The following is a 16,075-nucleotide window of genomic DNA, read 5'->3' as shown; positions in this document are numbered from 1 at the left end:
CGACCGAAGCGTCACGCACGTCGACCGAAGCGTCACGCACGTCGACCGAAGCGTCACGCACGTCGACCGAAGCGTCACGCACGTCGACCGAAGCGTCACGCACGTCGGTCGAGTGGGCAGCGTGCTGCCCACTCGACCCGCGGGAATGACGCCTCGGCCGACCGGAGTGACCTCTCGGCCGACCGGAGTGACCTCTCGGCCGACGCGGGCGACGCCTCGGCGGGAGGGGTCAGCGGATCAGCGGGTCGACCGCGAGGGCGACGAAGAGCAGGCTCAGGTAGAGGTTGCTCGAGTGGAAGAGCTGCATGGGGCGGATCTTGGTGAGGTCCTCGGTGCCCTTGGTGCGCGCGTGCAGCTGGTGTGCCTGGACGAGGAAGACGGCGCCAAGAGCGATGGCGGCGACCGGGTAGAGCCAGCCGGTGGAGGCGACGGGCCACAGCAGCAGCGAGGTGGCGACCATGATCCAGGAGTACGCCACGATCTGGCCGCCGACGTGGCGCGCGGAACGGACCACCGGCAGCATCGGCACGTCGACCTGCGCGTAGTCCTCGCGGTAGCGCAGCGCCAGGGCCCAGGTGTGCGGCGGGGTCCAGAAGAAGACGACCATGAACAGGATCAGCGGCTCCCAGGAAACCTGGTTGGTGACCGCGGTCCAGCCGATCAGGGTCGGGAAGCAGCCCGCGATGCCGCCCCAGACGATGTTCTGCGTGGTGCGCCGCTTGAGCAGCATGGTGTAGACGAAGACGTAGAAGGCGTTGGCGGCCAGCGAGAGGCCGGCGGAGAGCCAGTTCACGAAGAACCCGAGCACCAGCACCGACAGCACGGCCAGGACGGACCCGAAGATCAGCGCCGCGCGCGGGGTGACCACGTGCCGCGGCAGGGCCCGGCGCCGCGTACGCCTCATCTGCTCGTCGATGTCGCGGTCGTAGACGCAGTTGAAGACCGAGGCCGAACCGGCCGAGAAGATCCCGCCGACGACGGTGGCCGCGACCAGCCCGACGCCCGGGACACCCTGGGCGGCGAAGAACATCACCGGAACGGTCGTCAGTAGCAGCAGCTCGATCACGCGGGGCTTCGTCAAGGAGACGTACGCCGAGATGACATCGCGCATTGACGCGCGGTCGCTACGCTGGTCGAGGTCGGGGACCGGCTGTTCGACGTGCGTCACTGAGAAGATCCTTCTCGTTCGGGTTGAGGCGTCACATGCGGCACATACAAGCAGTTCACAGCATGCGGCTCGCAGTCTAACCCGGGGCGTGAGTAGGCTCGGATTCGGCAGCCCCCACGGCCAGCCCAAGAACTCTCCCAATGTGGAGTCGACGACTTTGAAAAGGCACCTCGTGAGCACCAAACCTGTACTCGAGTGGACCGATCTGGACAGCAAGGCCGTGGACACCGTCCGCGTACTCGCCATGGACTCCGTGCAGAAGGTCGGCAACGGCCACCCTGGCACCGCGATGAGTCTGGCCCCGGCGGCGTACCTGCTCTTCCAGAAGGTGATGAAGCACAACCCCGCCGACACCGACTGGCTCGGTCGCGACCGGTTCGTGCTCTCCGTCGGCCACTCGAGCGTCACCCTCTACATCCAGCTCTACCTCGGCGGCTTCGGTCTCGAGCTCGGCGACCTGGAGGCCCTGCGCACCTGGGGCTCGCTGACCCCGGGCCACCCCGAGCGCGGCCACACCCGCGGCGTGGAGGTGACCACCGGCCCGCTCGGCCAGGGTGTCGCCAACGCCGTCGGCATCGCGATGGCCCAGCGCCGGCTGCGCGGCCTGCTCGACCCGGACACGCCGGTCGACCAGCCGAGCCCGTTCGACCACAAGACGTACGTGCTGGCCGGCGACGGCGACCTGCAGGAGGGCGTCAGCGGTGAGGCGAGCTCGATCGCCGGCACCCAGAAGCTCGGCAACCTCACGATGATCTACGACGCCAACCGGATCTCGATCGAGGGCGACACCAACGTCGCCTTCACCGAGGACGTCGCCGCTCGCTACCGGGCCTACGGCTGGCACGTCCAGGAGGTCGACTGGACCCACGACGGCACCGGCTACACCGAGGACGTCCCGGCGCTGTTCGACGCGATCAACGCCGCCGGCGAGGTCAGCGACCAGCCGTCGCTGATCGTGCTGCGCACGATCATCGCCTGGCCCGCCCCCAACGCGCAGAACACCGAGGCCGCCCACGGTTCGGCGCTCGGCGCCGAGGAGGTCGCCGCGACCAAGGAGATCCTGGGCTTCGACCCGGCCAAGTCCTTCGACGTCGACCCCGAGGTGCTCGCCCACACCCGCCAGCTCATCGAGCGCGGCGAGAAGGCCGAGGAGGCCTGGCGCGCCGAGGAGGCCGCCTGGGCCGAAGCCAACCCGGAGGGCGCCAAGCTGCTCGAGCGGCTTCAGGCCGGGGATCTCCCCGCCGACATCGCCGACGCGCTGCCGGTCTTCGAGGCCGACGCCAAGGGCATCGCCACGCGTGCCGCCTCCGGCAAGGTGATCAACGCGCTGGCGCCGGTGCTGCCCGAGCTGTGGGGCGGTTCGGCCGACCTCGCGGGCTCCAACAACACCACCATCGCCGGTGCCCCCTCGTTCATCCCCGAGGACCGCTCCACCCACGAGTGGAAGGGCGACCCCTACGCGGGCCGCGTCCTCCACTTCGGCATCCGCGAGCACGCCATGGGCGCGATCCTCAACGGCATCGTGGCCCACTCGCCGACCAAGGCGTTCGGCGGCACGTTCTTCCAGTTCTCCGACTACATGCGCGGCGCCGTACGCGTCGGGGCACTGTCCAAGCTGCCGGTGATCCACGTCTGGACCCACGACTCCGTCGGCCTGGGCGAGGACGGCCCGACCCACCAGCCGGTCGAGCACCTCGCCGCGGTCCGGGCCATCCCGGGCCTCGACGTGGTCCGCCCCGCCGACGCCAACGAGACCGCCGCCGCGTGGCTCGAGGTGCTCAAGCACCACGACCGCCCCTCGGCACTCATCCTCACCCGTCAGGCGCTGCCTACGTTCCCGCGCGGGGTCGACGGCTACGCGACCACGGAGGGTGTCGCCAAGGGTGGCTACGTGCTCCTCGACTCCCCCACCGGGACCGTCGACGTCGTGCTGCTCGGCACCGGCTCCGAGGTGCAGTACGCCGTCGCCGCCCGCGAGGAGCTGGCGAAGGAGGGCATCGGCGCCCGCGTCGTCTCGCTGCCGTGCCTGGAGTGGTTCGAGGCCCAGGAGCAGGACTACCGGGACTCGGTGATCCCGCCCAGCGTCAAGGCGCGAGTCAGCGTCGAGGCCGGCGTGAAGCAGGGCTGGCGCGAGTACGTCGGCGACGCCGGCCGGATCGTCTCGCTCGAGCACTTCGGCGCCTCGGCGTCCGGAGCGCTGCTGTTCAAGGAGTACGGCTTCACCCCCGAGGCGGTCGTCACGGCCGCCAAGGAGAGCCTCGCCGCCATCAACAAGGGAGCATGAAATATGTCTGACCGACTCAAGGCGCTGGCCGAGGCCGGCGTATCCATCTGGCTCGACGACCTCTCCCGCGAGCGCATCGAGACCGGCAACCTGGCCGAGCTCGTCAAGGAGAAGTCCGTCGTCGGGGTGACCACCAACCCGACCATCTTCGCCGCCGCGATCTCCAAGGGCGAGCGCTACGACGAGCAGCTGCGCTCGCTGGTGGCCGAGGGCAAGAACGTCGACGAGGTCATCTTCGGCCTCACCACCCAGGACGTACGCAACGCCTGCGACATCCTCGCGCCGGTCGCGGAGTCCACCAAGGACGACGGCCGGGTCTCGATCGAGGTCGAGCCGACCCTGGCCAACGACACCGACGCGACCATCGCCTCCGCGAAGGCGCTGTGGGCCGCGGTCGACCGCCCCAACGTGCTGATCAAGATCCCGGCGACCCTCGAGGGACTCCCCGCGATCACCGCCGCGATCGCCGAGGGCATTTCGGTCAACGTGACCCTGATCTTCTCGGTCGAGCGCTACCAGGCCGTGATGGACGCCTACCTGACCGGCCTGGAGCAGGCCAAGGCGGCCGGGATCGATCTCTCCACGATCCGCTCGGTGGCCTCCTTCTTCGTCTCCCGCGTCGACACCGAGATCGACAAGCGGCTCGAGGCGATCGGCACGCCCGAGGCGAGCGCGCTGCTCGGCAAGGCCGCGGTGGCCAACGCGATCGCCGCCTACGCCGCCTTCGAAGAGGTCCACTCCAGCGAGCGCTGGACCGCGCTGGCCGGTGCGGGCGCCAACGCCCAGCGGCCGCTGTGGGCCTCGACCGGGGTCAAGAACCCGGCCTACCCCGACACCCTCTACGTCACCGACCTGGTCGTCGCCGACACGGTCAACACCATGCCGGAGAAGACGATGGAGGCCTTCGCCGACCACGGCGAGGTGCGTGGGGACGTGGTGACCGGCAAGGGCGCCGAGGCGGCGACCACCTTCGAGTCGCTCCGATCTGTCGGCGTCGACCTCGAGGACGTCTTCGAGGTGCTGGAGACCGAGGGCGTCGACAAGTTCAAGGTCTCCTGGACCGAGCTCGTCGACACCGTCGTCGCCCAGATCGAGGCGGTCAAGCAGTGACTCAACCGTCCGTCTCGGGCTCCGCTTCGACCGGCCCGGTCGACGCGAGCACGACGGACGCTTGGAAGGCACTCACCGAGCTGCGGGCCGGCTTCGAGCCCGACCTGCGCTCGTGGTTCGCCGATGATCCCGGCCGGGCCTCACGCCTCACCTTCGAGGCGGCCGACCTCCACGTCGACCTCTCCAAGGACCTCATCACCGACGACCTCCTGGCCACCCTGCTCGCTCTCGCCGAGCAGGTCGGTCTGGAGGCACGGCGGGACGCGATGCTCGCCGGCGAGCACATCAACGTCACCGAGGACCGCGCGGTGCTTCACACCGCCCTGCGTCTCCCCGCCGAGGCCTCCCTCGAGGTCGACGGCACCGACGTCGTGCCCGCCGTCCACGAAACCCTGGCGAAGATGTACGCCTTCGCCGACCGGGTCCGCTCGGGTGAGTGGAAGGGCGTCACCGGCGAGCGGATCCACACGGTCGTCAACATCGGCATCGGTGGCTCCGATCTAGGGCCGGTGATGGCCTACGAGGCGCTCGAGCCGTTCCGTCACCCCGAGATCGAGTGTCGGTTCATCTCCAACATCGATCCCACCGACGCCGGCCAGAAGCTCAAGGGGCTCGACCCGGCCACGACCCTGTTCGTGGTCTCGTCGAAGACCTTCTCCACCCTGGAGACGCTGACCAACGCCCGGCTGGCGCGTTCCTGGCTGCTCGAGGCGCTCGGCGACGGCGTGGACTCCGCCGAGGCCGTCGCGAAGCACTTCGTGGCCGTCTCCACGGCGCTGGACAAGGTCGAGGCGTTCGGGATCGACCCGCAGAACGCGTTCGGCTTCTGGGACTGGGTCGGCGGCCGCTACTCGGTCGACTCCGCGATCGGCACCACCCTGGCGATCGCCGTCGGGCCGGAGGGCTTCGCCGAGTTCCTCGGCGGCTTCCACGCGATCGACGAGCACTTCCGCACCACCCCGCTCGAGCAGAACGTGCCGGCGCTGATGGGCCTCCTGAACGTCTGGTACGTCAACTTCCTCGACGCCCAGACCCACGCCGTGCTGCCCTACTCCCAGCTGCTGCACCGGTTCCCGGCGTACCTTCAGCAGCTGACCATGGAGTCCAACGGCAAGTCGGTGCGCTGGGACGGCACCGCGGTGACGACCGACACCGGAGAGGTGTTCTGGGGCGAGCCGGGCACCAACGGACAGCACGCGTTCTACCAGCTGATCCACCAGGGCACCCGGGTCATCCCGGCAGACTTCATCGCGTTCGCCAACCCGGCCTATCCGCTCGCGGACGGCGACACGGACGTGCACGAGCTGTTCCTGGCCAACTTCTTCGCCCAGACCCAGGCGCTCGCCTTCGGCAAGACGGCCGAGCAGGTGCGCGCCGAGGGCACCTCGGAGAACATCGTCAACGCGCGGGTCTTCTCCGGCAACCGGCCGACCACCTCGATCATGGCGCCGTCACTGACCCCCGCGGTCCTGGGCCAGCTGATCGCCCTCTACGAGCACATCACCTTCACCCAGGGTGTGGTGTGGGGCATCGACTCCTTCGACCAGTGGGGCGTCGAGCTCGGCAAGCAGCTCGCCCTGCAGGTCAGCCCGGCCGTCTCCGGCGACACGGAGGTCGCCGAACAGCAGGACTCCTCCACCCAATCCCTCATCGCCTACTACAGAGAGAAGCGCACGTGACCAGCGACGGTCATCCCGAGTCACTCATCGAGGTCCACGACACCGCCGAGGCTCTGGCCTCCGCTGTGGCCGGGGAGTTCCTCAGCCGCCTCGCCGACCTTCAGGCGGCCGGCGACGTACCCACCATCGGTCTCACCGGCGGCACGATCGCCGAGGCGATCCATCGCGAGATCGCCCGCCTGGCCCCCGAGTCGGGTGTGGACTGGGGCGCGGTGGAGTTCTTCTTCGGCGACGAGCGCTACGTCGCCGCCGACTCCCCCGACCGCAACGCCGGCCAGGCCCGCGCCGCCTTCCTGAACGAGGTTGGCGTCCCGGACCACCGCATCCACGAGATGCCCGCCACCGACTCCGGTCTGAGCGTCGACGAGGCCGCGGCACGGTTCTCCGAGGACGTACGCAGCCACGGCTCCGGCGGCTTCGACATCCTGATGCTCGGCGTCGGCCCCGACGGCCACATCGCCTCCCTCTTCCCCGGCTTCCCGCAGCTGGAGGCGAAGGACGCGATCGCGGTCGGCGTCACCGGCTCCCCCAAGCCCCCGCCCGAGCGCATCACCTTCACCTTCGAGGCGCTGCGCCGCTCCACGACCGTCTGGTTCCTGGTCAGCGGCGAGGGCAAGGCCGAAGCGGTGGCTAAGGCCCACGCAGGCGCTCCGATCACCGAGATCCCCGCCGCCGGCGTCACCGGCACCACGGAGACGACCTGGTTCCTGGACCGAGCGGCTGCCTCGAAGCTCTGACCGGCGCCGGATCGGCGCGAATGTCTCGGGAACTCGGTTACCCAGCTTGCTAACGCTGGGTAAATCTTTCCCGCATGGGGTGCCGCGCACCCCTGCGGGCCTGCCACCATCCGAGCATGCCCATCAGCGCCTCTCGGCGGCTCGGCCTCACCCTGGCCAGCCTCGTTGCCCTCGCCCTGGCGAGCGTCATGGCGGTCGTGATCACGACCGCCCCGGCCCAAGCGGCCACGATCAACGTCACCACGGCGATCGCCACCCAGAACGGCTCGACGGCCACCGTTCGCGGCTACGTCGTCGGCCAGCCCACAGCGACCAGCACGGTCGTGACCAGCAACTACCCCAACGACTACGCTCTCGCGATCGCTGACTCGGCCACAGAGACCAGCACGTCCAGGATGCTCTACGTGCAGATCCCCGACGCCTTCCGCAGCGCGTGGGGCCTTCGGTCCAACCCGAGCCTGAAGGGGCGTCAGATCGACGTGACCGGCACCCTGACGGCGTACTTCTCCCATCCCGGCCACAAGAACGCCACCGCCTTCGCGTTCGCCGGCTCCACGCCGACCCCGACTCCGACGCCGACGGCCACCCCGACCGCGGACCCGGGAATCCCGGCGGGCTACTACGACTCGGCCGCCGGCCTTTCCGGCTCGTCGCTGAAGTCGGCCCTGCACAACATCATCGATGGCCACACCACTCTGTCCTACAGCGCCGTGTGGGAGGCACTGAAGGTCCTCGACCAGGACCCGAACAACTCCTCGAACGTGATCGAGTTCTACTCCGGGGTCTCCACGCCGAAGACCAACAACGGCGGCGACGCCAACAACTGGAACCGCGAGCACACCTGGCCGCAGAGCCATGGCGACTTCGGCACGAGCAACGGTCCCGGCACCGACGTGCACCACCTGCGGCCCGAGGACGTCACCGTCAACTCCACCCGTGGCAACAAGGACTTCGACCTGGGCGGGTCGGCAGTCTCGGAGTGCAGCGACTGCTGGACCGACTCCGACTCCTTCGAGCCTCGCGACAGCGTCAAGGGCGACCTCGCCCGCGGCATCCTCTACATGACCGTGCGCTACAACGGCGACGACGGCTTCGCCGACCTCGAGGTCAACAACTCCATCAACGGCTCGACCAACTACCTCGGCAAGGTCTGCGTACTGCTCGGCTGGCACAACGCCGACCCGGTCACCGCCGCCGAACGCACCCGCAACAACACCGTCTACGAGAGCTTCCAGCACAACCGGAACCCCTTCGTCGACCACCCGGAGTACGCCGAGTCCATCTTCGGCGCAACCTGCTAAACCCCCGCCGAGTCGGCTCATCCTGACCAGAATCGACACCGAGTCGGCTCGTCATAACGAGCCGACTCGGCGCTCGAGGTCAAATGTCGGTGGTCCCGCTCATGCTGGGACACATGGATATCGAACAGATGCAGTTCACCCGTACGCTCGGCCCGGACTTTCCACTGACAGCAACGCTGCCGTTCACCGCCAGAATGGCGCTCGATTCGGGCGTGACCTACCGGCAGCTACGCGAGCTCGTACACCTGGGCCTCATCCGCCGCTTGGTCAAGGGCGTCTATGTCGCGACGGAGATGGGCGACTCGCTCGAACTGCGGGTCGCCGGGCTCAAGCTTGTCGTACCCAAGGACGCGGTGGTGGTCGATCGGCACGCCGGGTGGCTTCTCGGCGCCGACATGATGCTCGCTCCCGGTGAACACCTCGACCTGCAGCCACTCTCCGTCTTCCTCCCCGCCGGCCGCGGACGTCTGCGCAACGACCTCGCTGCCAGCGGCGAACGCACCTTCCGCGACGACGACATCATCGAGATCGGGGGCCTGCTGGTCACCAGCGCACTCCGCACCGCCTGGGACGTCGGTCGGGTGCGCTGGCCTGAGCGGGCCGTCGCCGCGATCGACCAGATGCACCGGCTCGGCCACTACGACTGCGACGAGTTCCTCGCCGGGATCAACAGGTTCCGTGGACAGCGGTACGTCACCACGCTGAGGGCGGTCGGACCGCTCGCCGATGGCCGCGCCGAGTCGCCTCCGGAGTCGGTCCTGCGGATCTGGTCGAAGGAGGTGAGGGGTCTCGATCTCGTACCCCAGCTCGAGGTCCGTCGAGGAAGCCGATTCCTCGGACGCCTCGACCTCGGTAACGAACTTCTGAGGATAGGCGTCGAGTACGACGGGGCCGAATGGCACAGCGCCCCCGACCAATTGGAGCACGACCGGACACGACGAGCGGCGATGATCGACGACGGCTGGCTCATCGAGGTCTTCAGCAAGGATGACACGTTTCACAGGCTCGCTGACCCCGGCGTACGGCTGCGGCGGCTGCGTGACCGCGCCTATCAACGCCTCAACGACGTTGCGGCCGCCTGACCAAAGCCGAGTCGTCCCGTCCTGACCACATTCAAGGCCGAGTCGGCGCGTCATAACGAGCCGACTCGGCGCGGATCTTGGTCAGAACGCGCCGACTCGGCGTCCTCACGTGGGACAAATGCGGCGAGTCGGCGCCTCTGTGCGGGACAGATGCGCCGACTCGGCGGGAATTCAGAAGATGATCTCGCCGGACTTGCGGCGGGAGCGGAGCAGGGCGATTGCCTCCTCCAGGATGTCCTCGGCCTCGGCGTCGGAGCGGCGCTCCTTCACGTAGGCGAGGTGGGTCTTGTAAGGCTCGATCTTCGGCGCCGGGGGCGCGTTCTCCTCGTCCAGACCGGCCGGGAGCCCACACTTGGGGCAGTCCCAGGAGTCCGGTGGCGTCGCCTCGACGGCGAAGGTGATGACCGAGCGATGTGCGTTGGCGCAAAAGTAGGTGACGGCCTTCCGCGGCGCGGCCTCGCCGCGCTCCGCCTCACCCATCGGCCCAGCACCGACTCGGGAGCCCCGAATCGCGTTCCCTCCACCTGCCATGGTGCTGCGGTGTCCTCTCTCAACTTAAAGTTCGCAGCCCCGAGAGGCCACTTTGGGGGAATCGGACGGCAAAATCTCCGTCCAGCGTCGATGAGTTTAGACGCTATCGCGCGTGCGCTGAAGGGGAATGTTTCAGTAGGCCATCAGCAGGCCGAGCGCGATCACACAGGCGAACCAGATGACTCCGATGCCGATGGTGAGTCGGTCGAGGTTGCGCTCGACGACCGAAGATCCACCCAGCGAGCTCGAGACACCGCCACCGAACATGTCGGAGAGTCCGCCACCGCGGCCCTTGTGAAGCAGCACGAGCAGGATCATCAGCGCGCTCGCGATGACCAGGATGATGGTGAAGAGAAGTTCCACGTCTGAAATCCTATCTGGAGAGCCCGAAACCTACAGCACTGGCCTAGAGAACTGGCAGGTCGTAGTAGCGCGAGATCGCCGCGAAGTCCTCGACCGAGAGGCTCGCCCCGCCGACCAGCGCCCCGTCCACGTCGGCCTCCTGCATCAGCGCGGCCACATTGTTGGGCTTCACCGAGCCGCCGTAGAGGATGCGTACGCCGTTGGCGATCTCCGCGCCGTAGCTCTTCTCGAGCTGGTCGCGGATGCCGGCGCACACCTCTTGGGCGTCCTGCGCGGTGGCGGTCTCGCCCGTGCCGATCGCCCAGACCGGCTCGTAGGCGATGACGACCTGGCCGACCTCGGCGTCGGTGAGCCCGGCCAGCGAGCCCTCGACCTGCGCGGTGCAATGGTCGAGGTGGTTGCCGGCCTGGCGTACGTCAAGACCCTCGCCGACGCAGACGATCGGGATCATCTTGTGCTTGAGCGCGATCTTGGCCTTGAGCGCGACGATCTCGTCGGTCTCGCCGTAGTGCTCGCGACGCTCGGAGTGACCCACGATCACGTAGGAGCAGCCGAGCTTGGCCAGCATCGCGGCCGAGACCTCGCCGGTGAAGGCACCGGACTCCTGGGTCGAGACGTTCTGGGCGCCGTAGGTGATGCGCATCTTGTCGCCGTCGACCAGCGTCTGCACCGAACGGATATCGGTGAACGGCGGAAAGACCGCCACCTCCACGGCCGCGAAGTCGTGGCGCTTGTCGGAGAGCGTCCAGGCGAGCTTCTGGACCAGGACCACCGCTTCTTGGTGGTTGAGGTTCATCTTCCAGTTGCCGGCGATGAGCGGGGTGCGCCCCGCGGCCGGCTTCTTGGCCGCCATCAGCCCAGTCCCCCGACCACGGTCGACTCATCCAGCACGGCGACCCCCGGAAGGGTCTTGCCCTCCAGGTATTCGAGCGATGCGCCGCCGCCGGTCGAGATGTGACCGAACTGGTCATCGGCAAACCCGAGCTGGCGGATCGCCGCGGCCGAGTCGCCACCGCCGACCACCGAGAGCCCGTCGATCGTGGTCAGCGCCTGGGCGACCGTGCGGGTGCCCTCGGCGAAGGCGGCCTGCTCGAAGACGCCCATCGGACCGTTCCAGAAGACCGTCTTCGCGCCCTCGAGCGCGGCCGCGTAGGTCTGCGCGGACTCCGGACCGATGTCGAGCCCGAGCGACTCGGGCGGGATCGCGTTGGCCGCGACCACTCGCGCGGACGCCTCGTCACCGAAGGAGTCGGCGACCACGACATCGGTCGGCAGCAGGATCTCGACGCCGATCTCCTCGGCGCGCTCGAGGTAGCCGAGCACGGTGAGGATCTGGTCCTCCTCGAGCAGCGACTGGCCGACCTCGTAGCCCTGGGCCTTGAGGAAGGTGAAGACCATGCCGCCCCCGATGAGCAGCTTGTCGGCCTTGCCGAGCAGGTTGTCGATCACGCCGAGCTTGTCGGAGACCTTCGAGCCACCGAGGACGACCACGTAGGGACGCTCGGGGGTCTCGGTGAGTCGCTTCAGGACGTCGATCTCGGCGGCCACCAGGTCGCCCTGCGCGCTCGGGAGCAGCTTGGCGACGTCGTAGACCGAGGCCTGCTTGCGGTGGACCACGCCGAAGCCGTCGGAGACGAAGGCGTCGGCCAGCGAGGCGAGCTCGGCAGCGAAGGTCGCCCGCTCGTGGTCGTCCTTGCTGGTCTCACCGGCGTTGAAGCGTACGTTCTCCAGCAGAGCGACCTGGCCGTCGGCGAGGCCGCCGACGACCGAGGCGGCGGAGTCGCCGACGGTGTCGGTCGCGAAGGCGACCTCGGCACCGAGCAGCTCGCCGAGACGGGTGGCCACGGGGGCCAGCGAGTAGGCCGGGTCCGGCTCCCCCTTCGGCCGACCGAGGTGGGCGACCACCACGACCCTGGCGCCGGCGTCGGCCAGCGTCTTGATCGTGGGCACCGAGGCACGGATGCGACCGTCGTCGGTGATCGTGGTGCCTTCCAGCGGGACGTTGAGGTCGGAGCGCACGAGAACTCGCTTGCCGGCGACACCCTGCTCGATGAGCTGCGTGAGATTCAGAGACATAACGGGCTAGACACTAACCTGTGAGGACCCTTGCTGGGTCACAGGCTCGCACCAACGTACGCCACCAGGTCACCGAGCCGGTTGGAGTAGCCCCACTCGTTGTCGTACCAGGCCGCGACCTTGACCTGGTTGCCGATCACCTTGGTCAGCGGAGCGTCGAAGATCGAGGACGCCGGGTTGGTCACGATGTCGGAGGAGACGATCGGGTCGGTCGAGTAGACGAGGTACTTCCCGTCGGCGGCCTTCTCCATGATCGCGTTGATCTCCTCGACCGAGGTCTCGCGCGAGGCCTCGAAGGAGAGGTCGACGATCGAGCCGGTCGGGGTCGGCACGCGCAGCGCATAGCCGTCGAGCTTGCCCTTCAGCTCCGGCAGCACCAGGCCGATCGCCTTGGCGGCACCGGTCGAGGTGGGCACCACGTTGACCGCGGCGGCACGGGCGCGACGCAGGTCCTTGTGGATGTTGTCCTGCAGGTTCTGGTCGGCGGTGTAGGCGTGGACGGTCGTCATCAGACCGCGGTTGATGCCTACGCCGTTGTGCAGCGCGTTGGCCAGCGGCGCCAGGCAGTTGGTGGTGCAGGAGGCGTTGGAGATGACGGTGTGGGCCGCGGCGTCGTAGATCGACTCGTTGACGCCCATCACGATGGTGGCGTCCTCGTTCTTGGCGGGGGCGGAGATGATGACCTTCTTCGCGCCGCCGTGGTCGACGTGCGCGCGGGCCTTGGTCGCGTCGGTGAAGAAGCCGGTGGACTCGATCACGACGTCGACACCGAGGTCGGACCACTTGAGGTTGGCCGGGTCGCGCTCCGCGTACGCCTTGATTTCCTTGCCGTCGACGACGATCGCGTCCTCGGTGGCGGACACCTCGGCGTCGAGCGGGCCGAGGATCGAGTCGTACTTCAGCAGCGTCGCGAGGGTTGCGTTGTCGCTGAGGTCGTTGACCCCGACGATCTCGATGTCGAGGTCGGAGGCGCGCACCGCGCGGAAGAAGTTGCGGCCGATCCGGCCGAAACCGTTGATGCCTACTCGAACTGTCACGTGGACTCCTGGTTCGCGTCGAAAAGATTGTGCGCGGGATCACCCGCTGACGCCGACACTACCCAGGCCCTCTGAACAGCGGGAGACTGGGTTGGATCGTTCCAAAAGACGGACGAGTAGCAAACGGCCCGAGCCCCTCGATCAGTCGAGGGGCTCGGGCCGGTTTCTGGAATCTGGGGGCGCTTCCTAGGCGTCCTCGGCCAGCATCTCCGCGGTCAGGGACGCCTCGGTGTCAGGGATGCCGAGCTCCTCGGCCCGCTTGTCGGCCATCGCCAGCAGACGGCGGATTCGGCCGGCGATGGCGTCCTTGGTCAGCACCGGGTCGTGGAGCTGTCCGAGCTCCTCGAGAGAGGCCTGCTTGTGCTCCAGACGGAGCTTGCCGGCCTGGCGCAGGTGGTCGGGGATGTCTTCGCCGAGGATCTCCAGGGCACGCTCGACGCGGGCCCCGGCGGCGACGGCGGCACGGGCCGAACGGCGCAGGTTGGCGTCGTCGAAGTTGGCCAGTCGGTTGGCGGTGGCGCGGACCTCGCGGCGCATCCGGCGCTCCTCCCAGGCCATGAGCGACTCGTGGGCACCCAGGCGGGTCAGCAGCTGCCCGATCGCGTCACCGTCACGGATGACGACGCGGTCGACGCCACGCACCTCACGGGGCTTGGCGGAGATACCGATCCGACGGGCGACGCCGACCAGCGCCAGCGCCGACTCCGAGCCCGGGCAGGTCACCTCCATCGAGGAGGAGCGGCCCGGCTCGGTGAGCGAGCCGTGGGCCAGGAAGGCACCGCGCCAGGCGGCCACCGCGTCGCAGGCCCCGCCTGAGACGACGGCAGGCGGAAGACCCCGCACCGGCCGTCCGCGCTGGTCGAGAAGGCCGGTCTGGCGCGCCAGCGCCTCACCGTCCTTGACCACTCGCACGATGTAGCGGCTGCCCTTACGAAGCCCGCTCGCCTGGATGAGAGCCACCTCTGCCTCGTGACCGAAGACGTCGGCGATGTCTCGCTTCAGTCTCCTGGCGGCCAGACCGGTGTCGAGCTCAGCCTCGACCACGATCCTGCCGGCCACGATGTGGATCCCCCCAGCGAACCTCAACGTCGAGGCAACCTCTGCCTTGCGGCAGCATGTCTTGGTGATCTGAGTGGAGGCCAGCTCGGCCTTCACCTGTCCCGTCATCGCCATGCGGGAGAGTCTTTCATTGATGTCAACGACCCTCGAATCGGTTCCATATCGGTTTGCCCTGAATTGGCTCCGTGGCGGGTAGTGATGACCTAGTCTGCACGGCTGTGCCGTTACCCCCCCACCCGTACCCAGCACGTCAGCCGTGACCTGGGCTGGGCCTGGTTCTTCGTCCTCTGCTGCAGCCCCAGCCCGTTCGGCACGCTGACCTCCGCGGAGTATCGAGACGGTGGGTTCGTGGGGCTGTCGTTGATGGTCGGGTTCGAGCTCCTGCTGCTGGCCGGGCTCCTCTGGAGCGTGGTCGGGCTCGTTCGGCGTCCGCCTGCCTTCTCCGACGTGTGGAGCACGATCGTCCCGCTCGGACTCGGTCTGCTCCTGCTGGGCGTCGGCATCGGCTGGCTCGTCGAGGGAGCACCCTTGATGGAGGAGCGGACGGGCACGCCGGACTGGGGGTTCCGGCTCGACGGGACCATCCTGGCCGCGACCGGGATCGTGATGCTGAGCCTGTGGCCGCGGGAGGTCCTGCGCCGCCGGAGGGCGGCCGCGGAGATCCCCTAGCCTTCGCCCATCACCTCGGTGAAGGCGGAGGCGAGGCGGGTGGGATCGTGGCGCGGCGTGCCGTCCCCGAGGGCCACGTCCGCGACTACGACCCGGGCGCCGATCTTTCCCGCCAGCACCGAGAGCTCGTCGAGCCGGTCCATCGAGCCGTCGACCAGGATGGTGTGGATGCGGAGGTCAGGAGCATGGTCGAGGAGGACCGAGAGGTGCTCGGCGGGGCCGAAGCCGGTGGTCTCCCCGGGCTGCTCACCGAGGTTGAGCACGACGACGATCTTCGCCGACGTGGCGACCAGGGCCTCGCGCAGCGCGCGGACCATCAGGTGAGGCAGGACCGAGGTGAACCAGGAGCCGGGCCCCAGGAACACCCACTCCGCGTCCTGGATCGCCTTGACAGCGTCGGGTGCGGCCGGAGGGTTGTCCGGGATCAGCCTGATCGACTCGATGATCCCGTCGGTGCTGGCGACCTCGACCTGGCCCTGCACCGAGGTGAGGGCCGCAGGAGAGCCCGGCACCAGCCCGCGTACGTCGGCGACGATGTCCATCGGCACCAGCGCCATCGGCAGGACCCTGCCCTTGGCGCCCAGCAGGCGGCCGACCCAGTCGAGGGCCTCGACGTGGTCGCCGAGCTGTTCCCACAGGCCGACGATCAGCAGGTTGCCGAGGTTGTGGCCGCGCATCTCGCCCTCGCCGGCGAAGCGGTGCTGGAGCACCTGCGCCCAGGTGTCGTCCCAGCGGTCCGCGCCGCACAGCGCGGCCAGCGCCATGCGCAGATCACCCGGAGGCAGCACACCGAACTCGCGGCGAAGCCGGCCGCTCGAGCCGCCGTTGTCGGCGACCGTGACGATCGCGGTGAGCTGGTCGACGGTCAGATCGTCGACGAGCAGCCGCAGCGCGCTCAGCGAAGCGTGCAGTCCGTGCCCTCCCCCCAGGGCGACGACGGCCTGGGCATCTGCCCCGGGTCGGTCGGCCCCGGCCACTC

General features: G+C 68.6%; 15 protein-coding genes. 7 read left to right on the top strand and 8 right to left on the bottom strand.

Features of this window, described 5'->3' with window-relative positions:
- Positions 1–229: 229 nt before the first annotated feature.
- Positions 230–1,168, bottom strand: a complete 939-nt coding sequence (locus BLT25_RS00880; RefSeq protein ID WP_091041021.1) for a heme o synthase — start codon at positions 1,166–1,168, stop codon at positions 230–232.
- A gap of 172 nt (positions 1,169–1,340) precedes the next feature.
- On the opposite strand from BLT25_RS00880, the gene tkt reads away from it, so the two are divergent.
- The 6 genes from tkt (at position 1,341) to BLT25_RS00850 (ending at position 9,361) form a co-directional block, all read left to right on the top strand.
- The gene (gene tkt / locus BLT25_RS00875) at positions 1,341–3,452 is read left to right on the top strand and encodes a transketolase (protein ID WP_256328388.1); all 2,112 of its coding nucleotides are present in this window, start codon (positions 1,341–1,343) and stop codon (positions 3,450–3,452) included.
- A 3-nt stretch (positions 3,453–3,455) separates the two neighbouring features.
- Positions 3,456–4,562 carry a transaldolase gene (tal, locus tag BLT25_RS00870; protein ID WP_091041018.1) on the top strand — a complete coding sequence of 369 codons (1,107 nt, stop codon included), beginning with the start codon at positions 3,456–3,458 and terminating at the stop codon, positions 4,560–4,562.
- Positions 4,559–6,241, top strand: coding sequence for a glucose-6-phosphate isomerase (gene pgi, locus BLT25_RS00865; protein WP_091041017.1), 1,683 nt, complete (start codon positions 4,559–4,561; stop codon positions 6,239–6,241). Before tal ends, pgi begins: the two co-directional genes overlap by 4 nt.
- Positions 6,238–6,978: a 6-phosphogluconolactonase gene (gene pgl, locus BLT25_RS00860; protein ID WP_091041015.1), complete on the top strand. Its 741-nt coding sequence runs from the start codon at positions 6,238–6,240 to the stop codon at positions 6,976–6,978. Before pgi ends, pgl begins: the two co-directional genes overlap by 4 nt.
- Before the next feature lie 116 nt (positions 6,979–7,094).
- Positions 7,095–8,279 carry an endonuclease gene (locus tag BLT25_RS00855; protein ID WP_091041014.1) on the top strand — a complete coding sequence of 395 codons (1,185 nt, stop codon included), beginning with the start codon at positions 7,095–7,097 and terminating at the stop codon, positions 8,277–8,279.
- A gap of 113 nt (positions 8,280–8,392) precedes the next feature.
- A complete protein-coding gene (locus BLT25_RS00850; protein WP_091042347.1) occupies positions 8,393–9,361 on the top strand; it encodes a type IV toxin-antitoxin system AbiEi family antitoxin domain-containing protein in 969 nt (322 codons plus the stop codon).
- A gap of 171 nt (positions 9,362–9,532) precedes the next feature.
- Here the strand turns inward: BLT25_RS00850 and BLT25_RS00845 are convergent, their stop codons facing one another.
- The 6 genes from BLT25_RS00845 to whiA form a co-directional block, all read right to left on the bottom strand.
- Entirely contained in the window at positions 9,533–9,892 is a 360-nt protein-coding gene (locus tag BLT25_RS00845; RefSeq protein WP_008357153.1) for an RNA polymerase-binding protein RbpA, read from the bottom strand.
- 132 nt (positions 9,893–10,024) lie between these two features.
- A complete protein-coding gene (secG, locus tag BLT25_RS00840; RefSeq protein ID WP_008357155.1) occupies positions 10,025–10,255 on the bottom strand; it encodes a preprotein translocase subunit SecG in 231 nt (76 codons plus the stop codon).
- 43 nt (positions 10,256–10,298) lie between these two features.
- Positions 10,299–11,108: a triose-phosphate isomerase gene (gene tpiA, locus BLT25_RS00835; RefSeq protein ID WP_091041012.1), complete on the bottom strand. Its 810-nt coding sequence runs from the start codon at positions 11,106–11,108 to the stop codon at positions 10,299–10,301.
- Positions 11,108–12,331: a phosphoglycerate kinase gene (gene pgk / locus BLT25_RS00830; RefSeq protein WP_091041011.1), complete on the bottom strand. Its 1,224-nt coding sequence runs from the start codon at positions 12,329–12,331 to the stop codon at positions 11,108–11,110. The genes tpiA and pgk overlap by 1 nt, the downstream gene beginning before the upstream one ends.
- A gap of 38 nt (positions 12,332–12,369) precedes the next feature.
- Complete coding sequence (gene gap, locus BLT25_RS00825) at positions 12,370–13,368, bottom strand: type I glyceraldehyde-3-phosphate dehydrogenase (RefSeq protein ID WP_091041009.1); 999 nt, start codon at positions 13,366–13,368, stop codon at positions 12,370–12,372.
- 186 nt (positions 13,369–13,554) lie between these two features.
- A complete protein-coding gene (whiA, locus tag BLT25_RS00820; RefSeq protein WP_045547796.1) occupies positions 13,555–14,541 on the bottom strand; it encodes a DNA-binding protein WhiA in 987 nt (328 codons plus the stop codon).
- Between the two features lie 234 nt (positions 14,542–14,775).
- On the opposite strand from whiA, the gene BLT25_RS00815 reads away from it, so the two are divergent.
- The gene (locus BLT25_RS00815) at positions 14,776–15,096 is read left to right on the top strand and encodes a hypothetical protein (RefSeq protein WP_143033607.1); all 321 of its coding nucleotides are present in this window, start codon (positions 14,776–14,778) and stop codon (positions 15,094–15,096) included.
- Here the strand turns inward: BLT25_RS00815 and yvcK are convergent.
- Entirely contained in the window at positions 15,093–16,073 is a 981-nt protein-coding gene (yvcK, locus tag BLT25_RS00810) for a gluconeogenesis factor YvcK family protein (protein WP_091041006.1), read from the bottom strand. The genes BLT25_RS00815 and yvcK overlap by 4 nt on opposite strands.
- Between the last annotated feature and the right edge of the window lie 2 nt (positions 16,074–16,075).

It is taken from the genome of Nocardioides sp. YR527 (assembly GCF_900101045.1).
In the GTDB taxonomy this organism is placed as follows: domain Bacteria; phylum Actinomycetota; class Actinomycetes; order Propionibacteriales; family Nocardioidaceae; genus Nocardioides.
Note: the sequence above shows the minus strand (reverse complement) of the source record. Positions and strands in the feature narration are given on the sequence as shown.

What these genes read in the sequence shown, in the direction of transcription:
- BLT25_RS00845 (WP_008357153.1), bottom strand. Translation starts at nt 9,892, where the DNA reads ATGGCAGGTGGAGGGAACGCGATTCGGGGCTCCCGAGTCGGTGCTGGG.
- BLT25_RS00850 (WP_091042347.1), top strand. Translation starts at nt 8,393, where the DNA reads ATGGATATCGAACAGATGCAGTTCACCCGTACGCTCGGCCCGGACTTT.
- BLT25_RS00855 (WP_091041014.1), top strand. Translation starts at nt 7,095, where the DNA reads ATGCCCATCAGCGCCTCTCGGCGGCTCGGCCTCACCCTGGCCAGCCTC.
- tal (WP_091041018.1), top strand. Translation starts at nt 3,456, where the DNA reads ATGTCTGACCGACTCAAGGCGCTGGCCGAGGCCGGCGTATCCATCTGG.
- whiA (WP_045547796.1), bottom strand. Translation starts at nt 14,541, where the DNA reads ATGGCGATGACGGGACAGGTGAAGGCCGAGCTGGCCTCCACTCAGATC.
- pgk (WP_091041011.1), bottom strand. Translation starts at nt 12,331, where the DNA reads ATGTCTCTGAATCTCACGCAGCTCATCGAGCAGGGTGTCGCCGGCAAG.
- tpiA (WP_091041012.1), bottom strand. Translation starts at nt 11,108, where the DNA reads ATGGCGGCCAAGAAGCCGGCCGCGGGGCGCACCCCGCTCATCGCCGGC.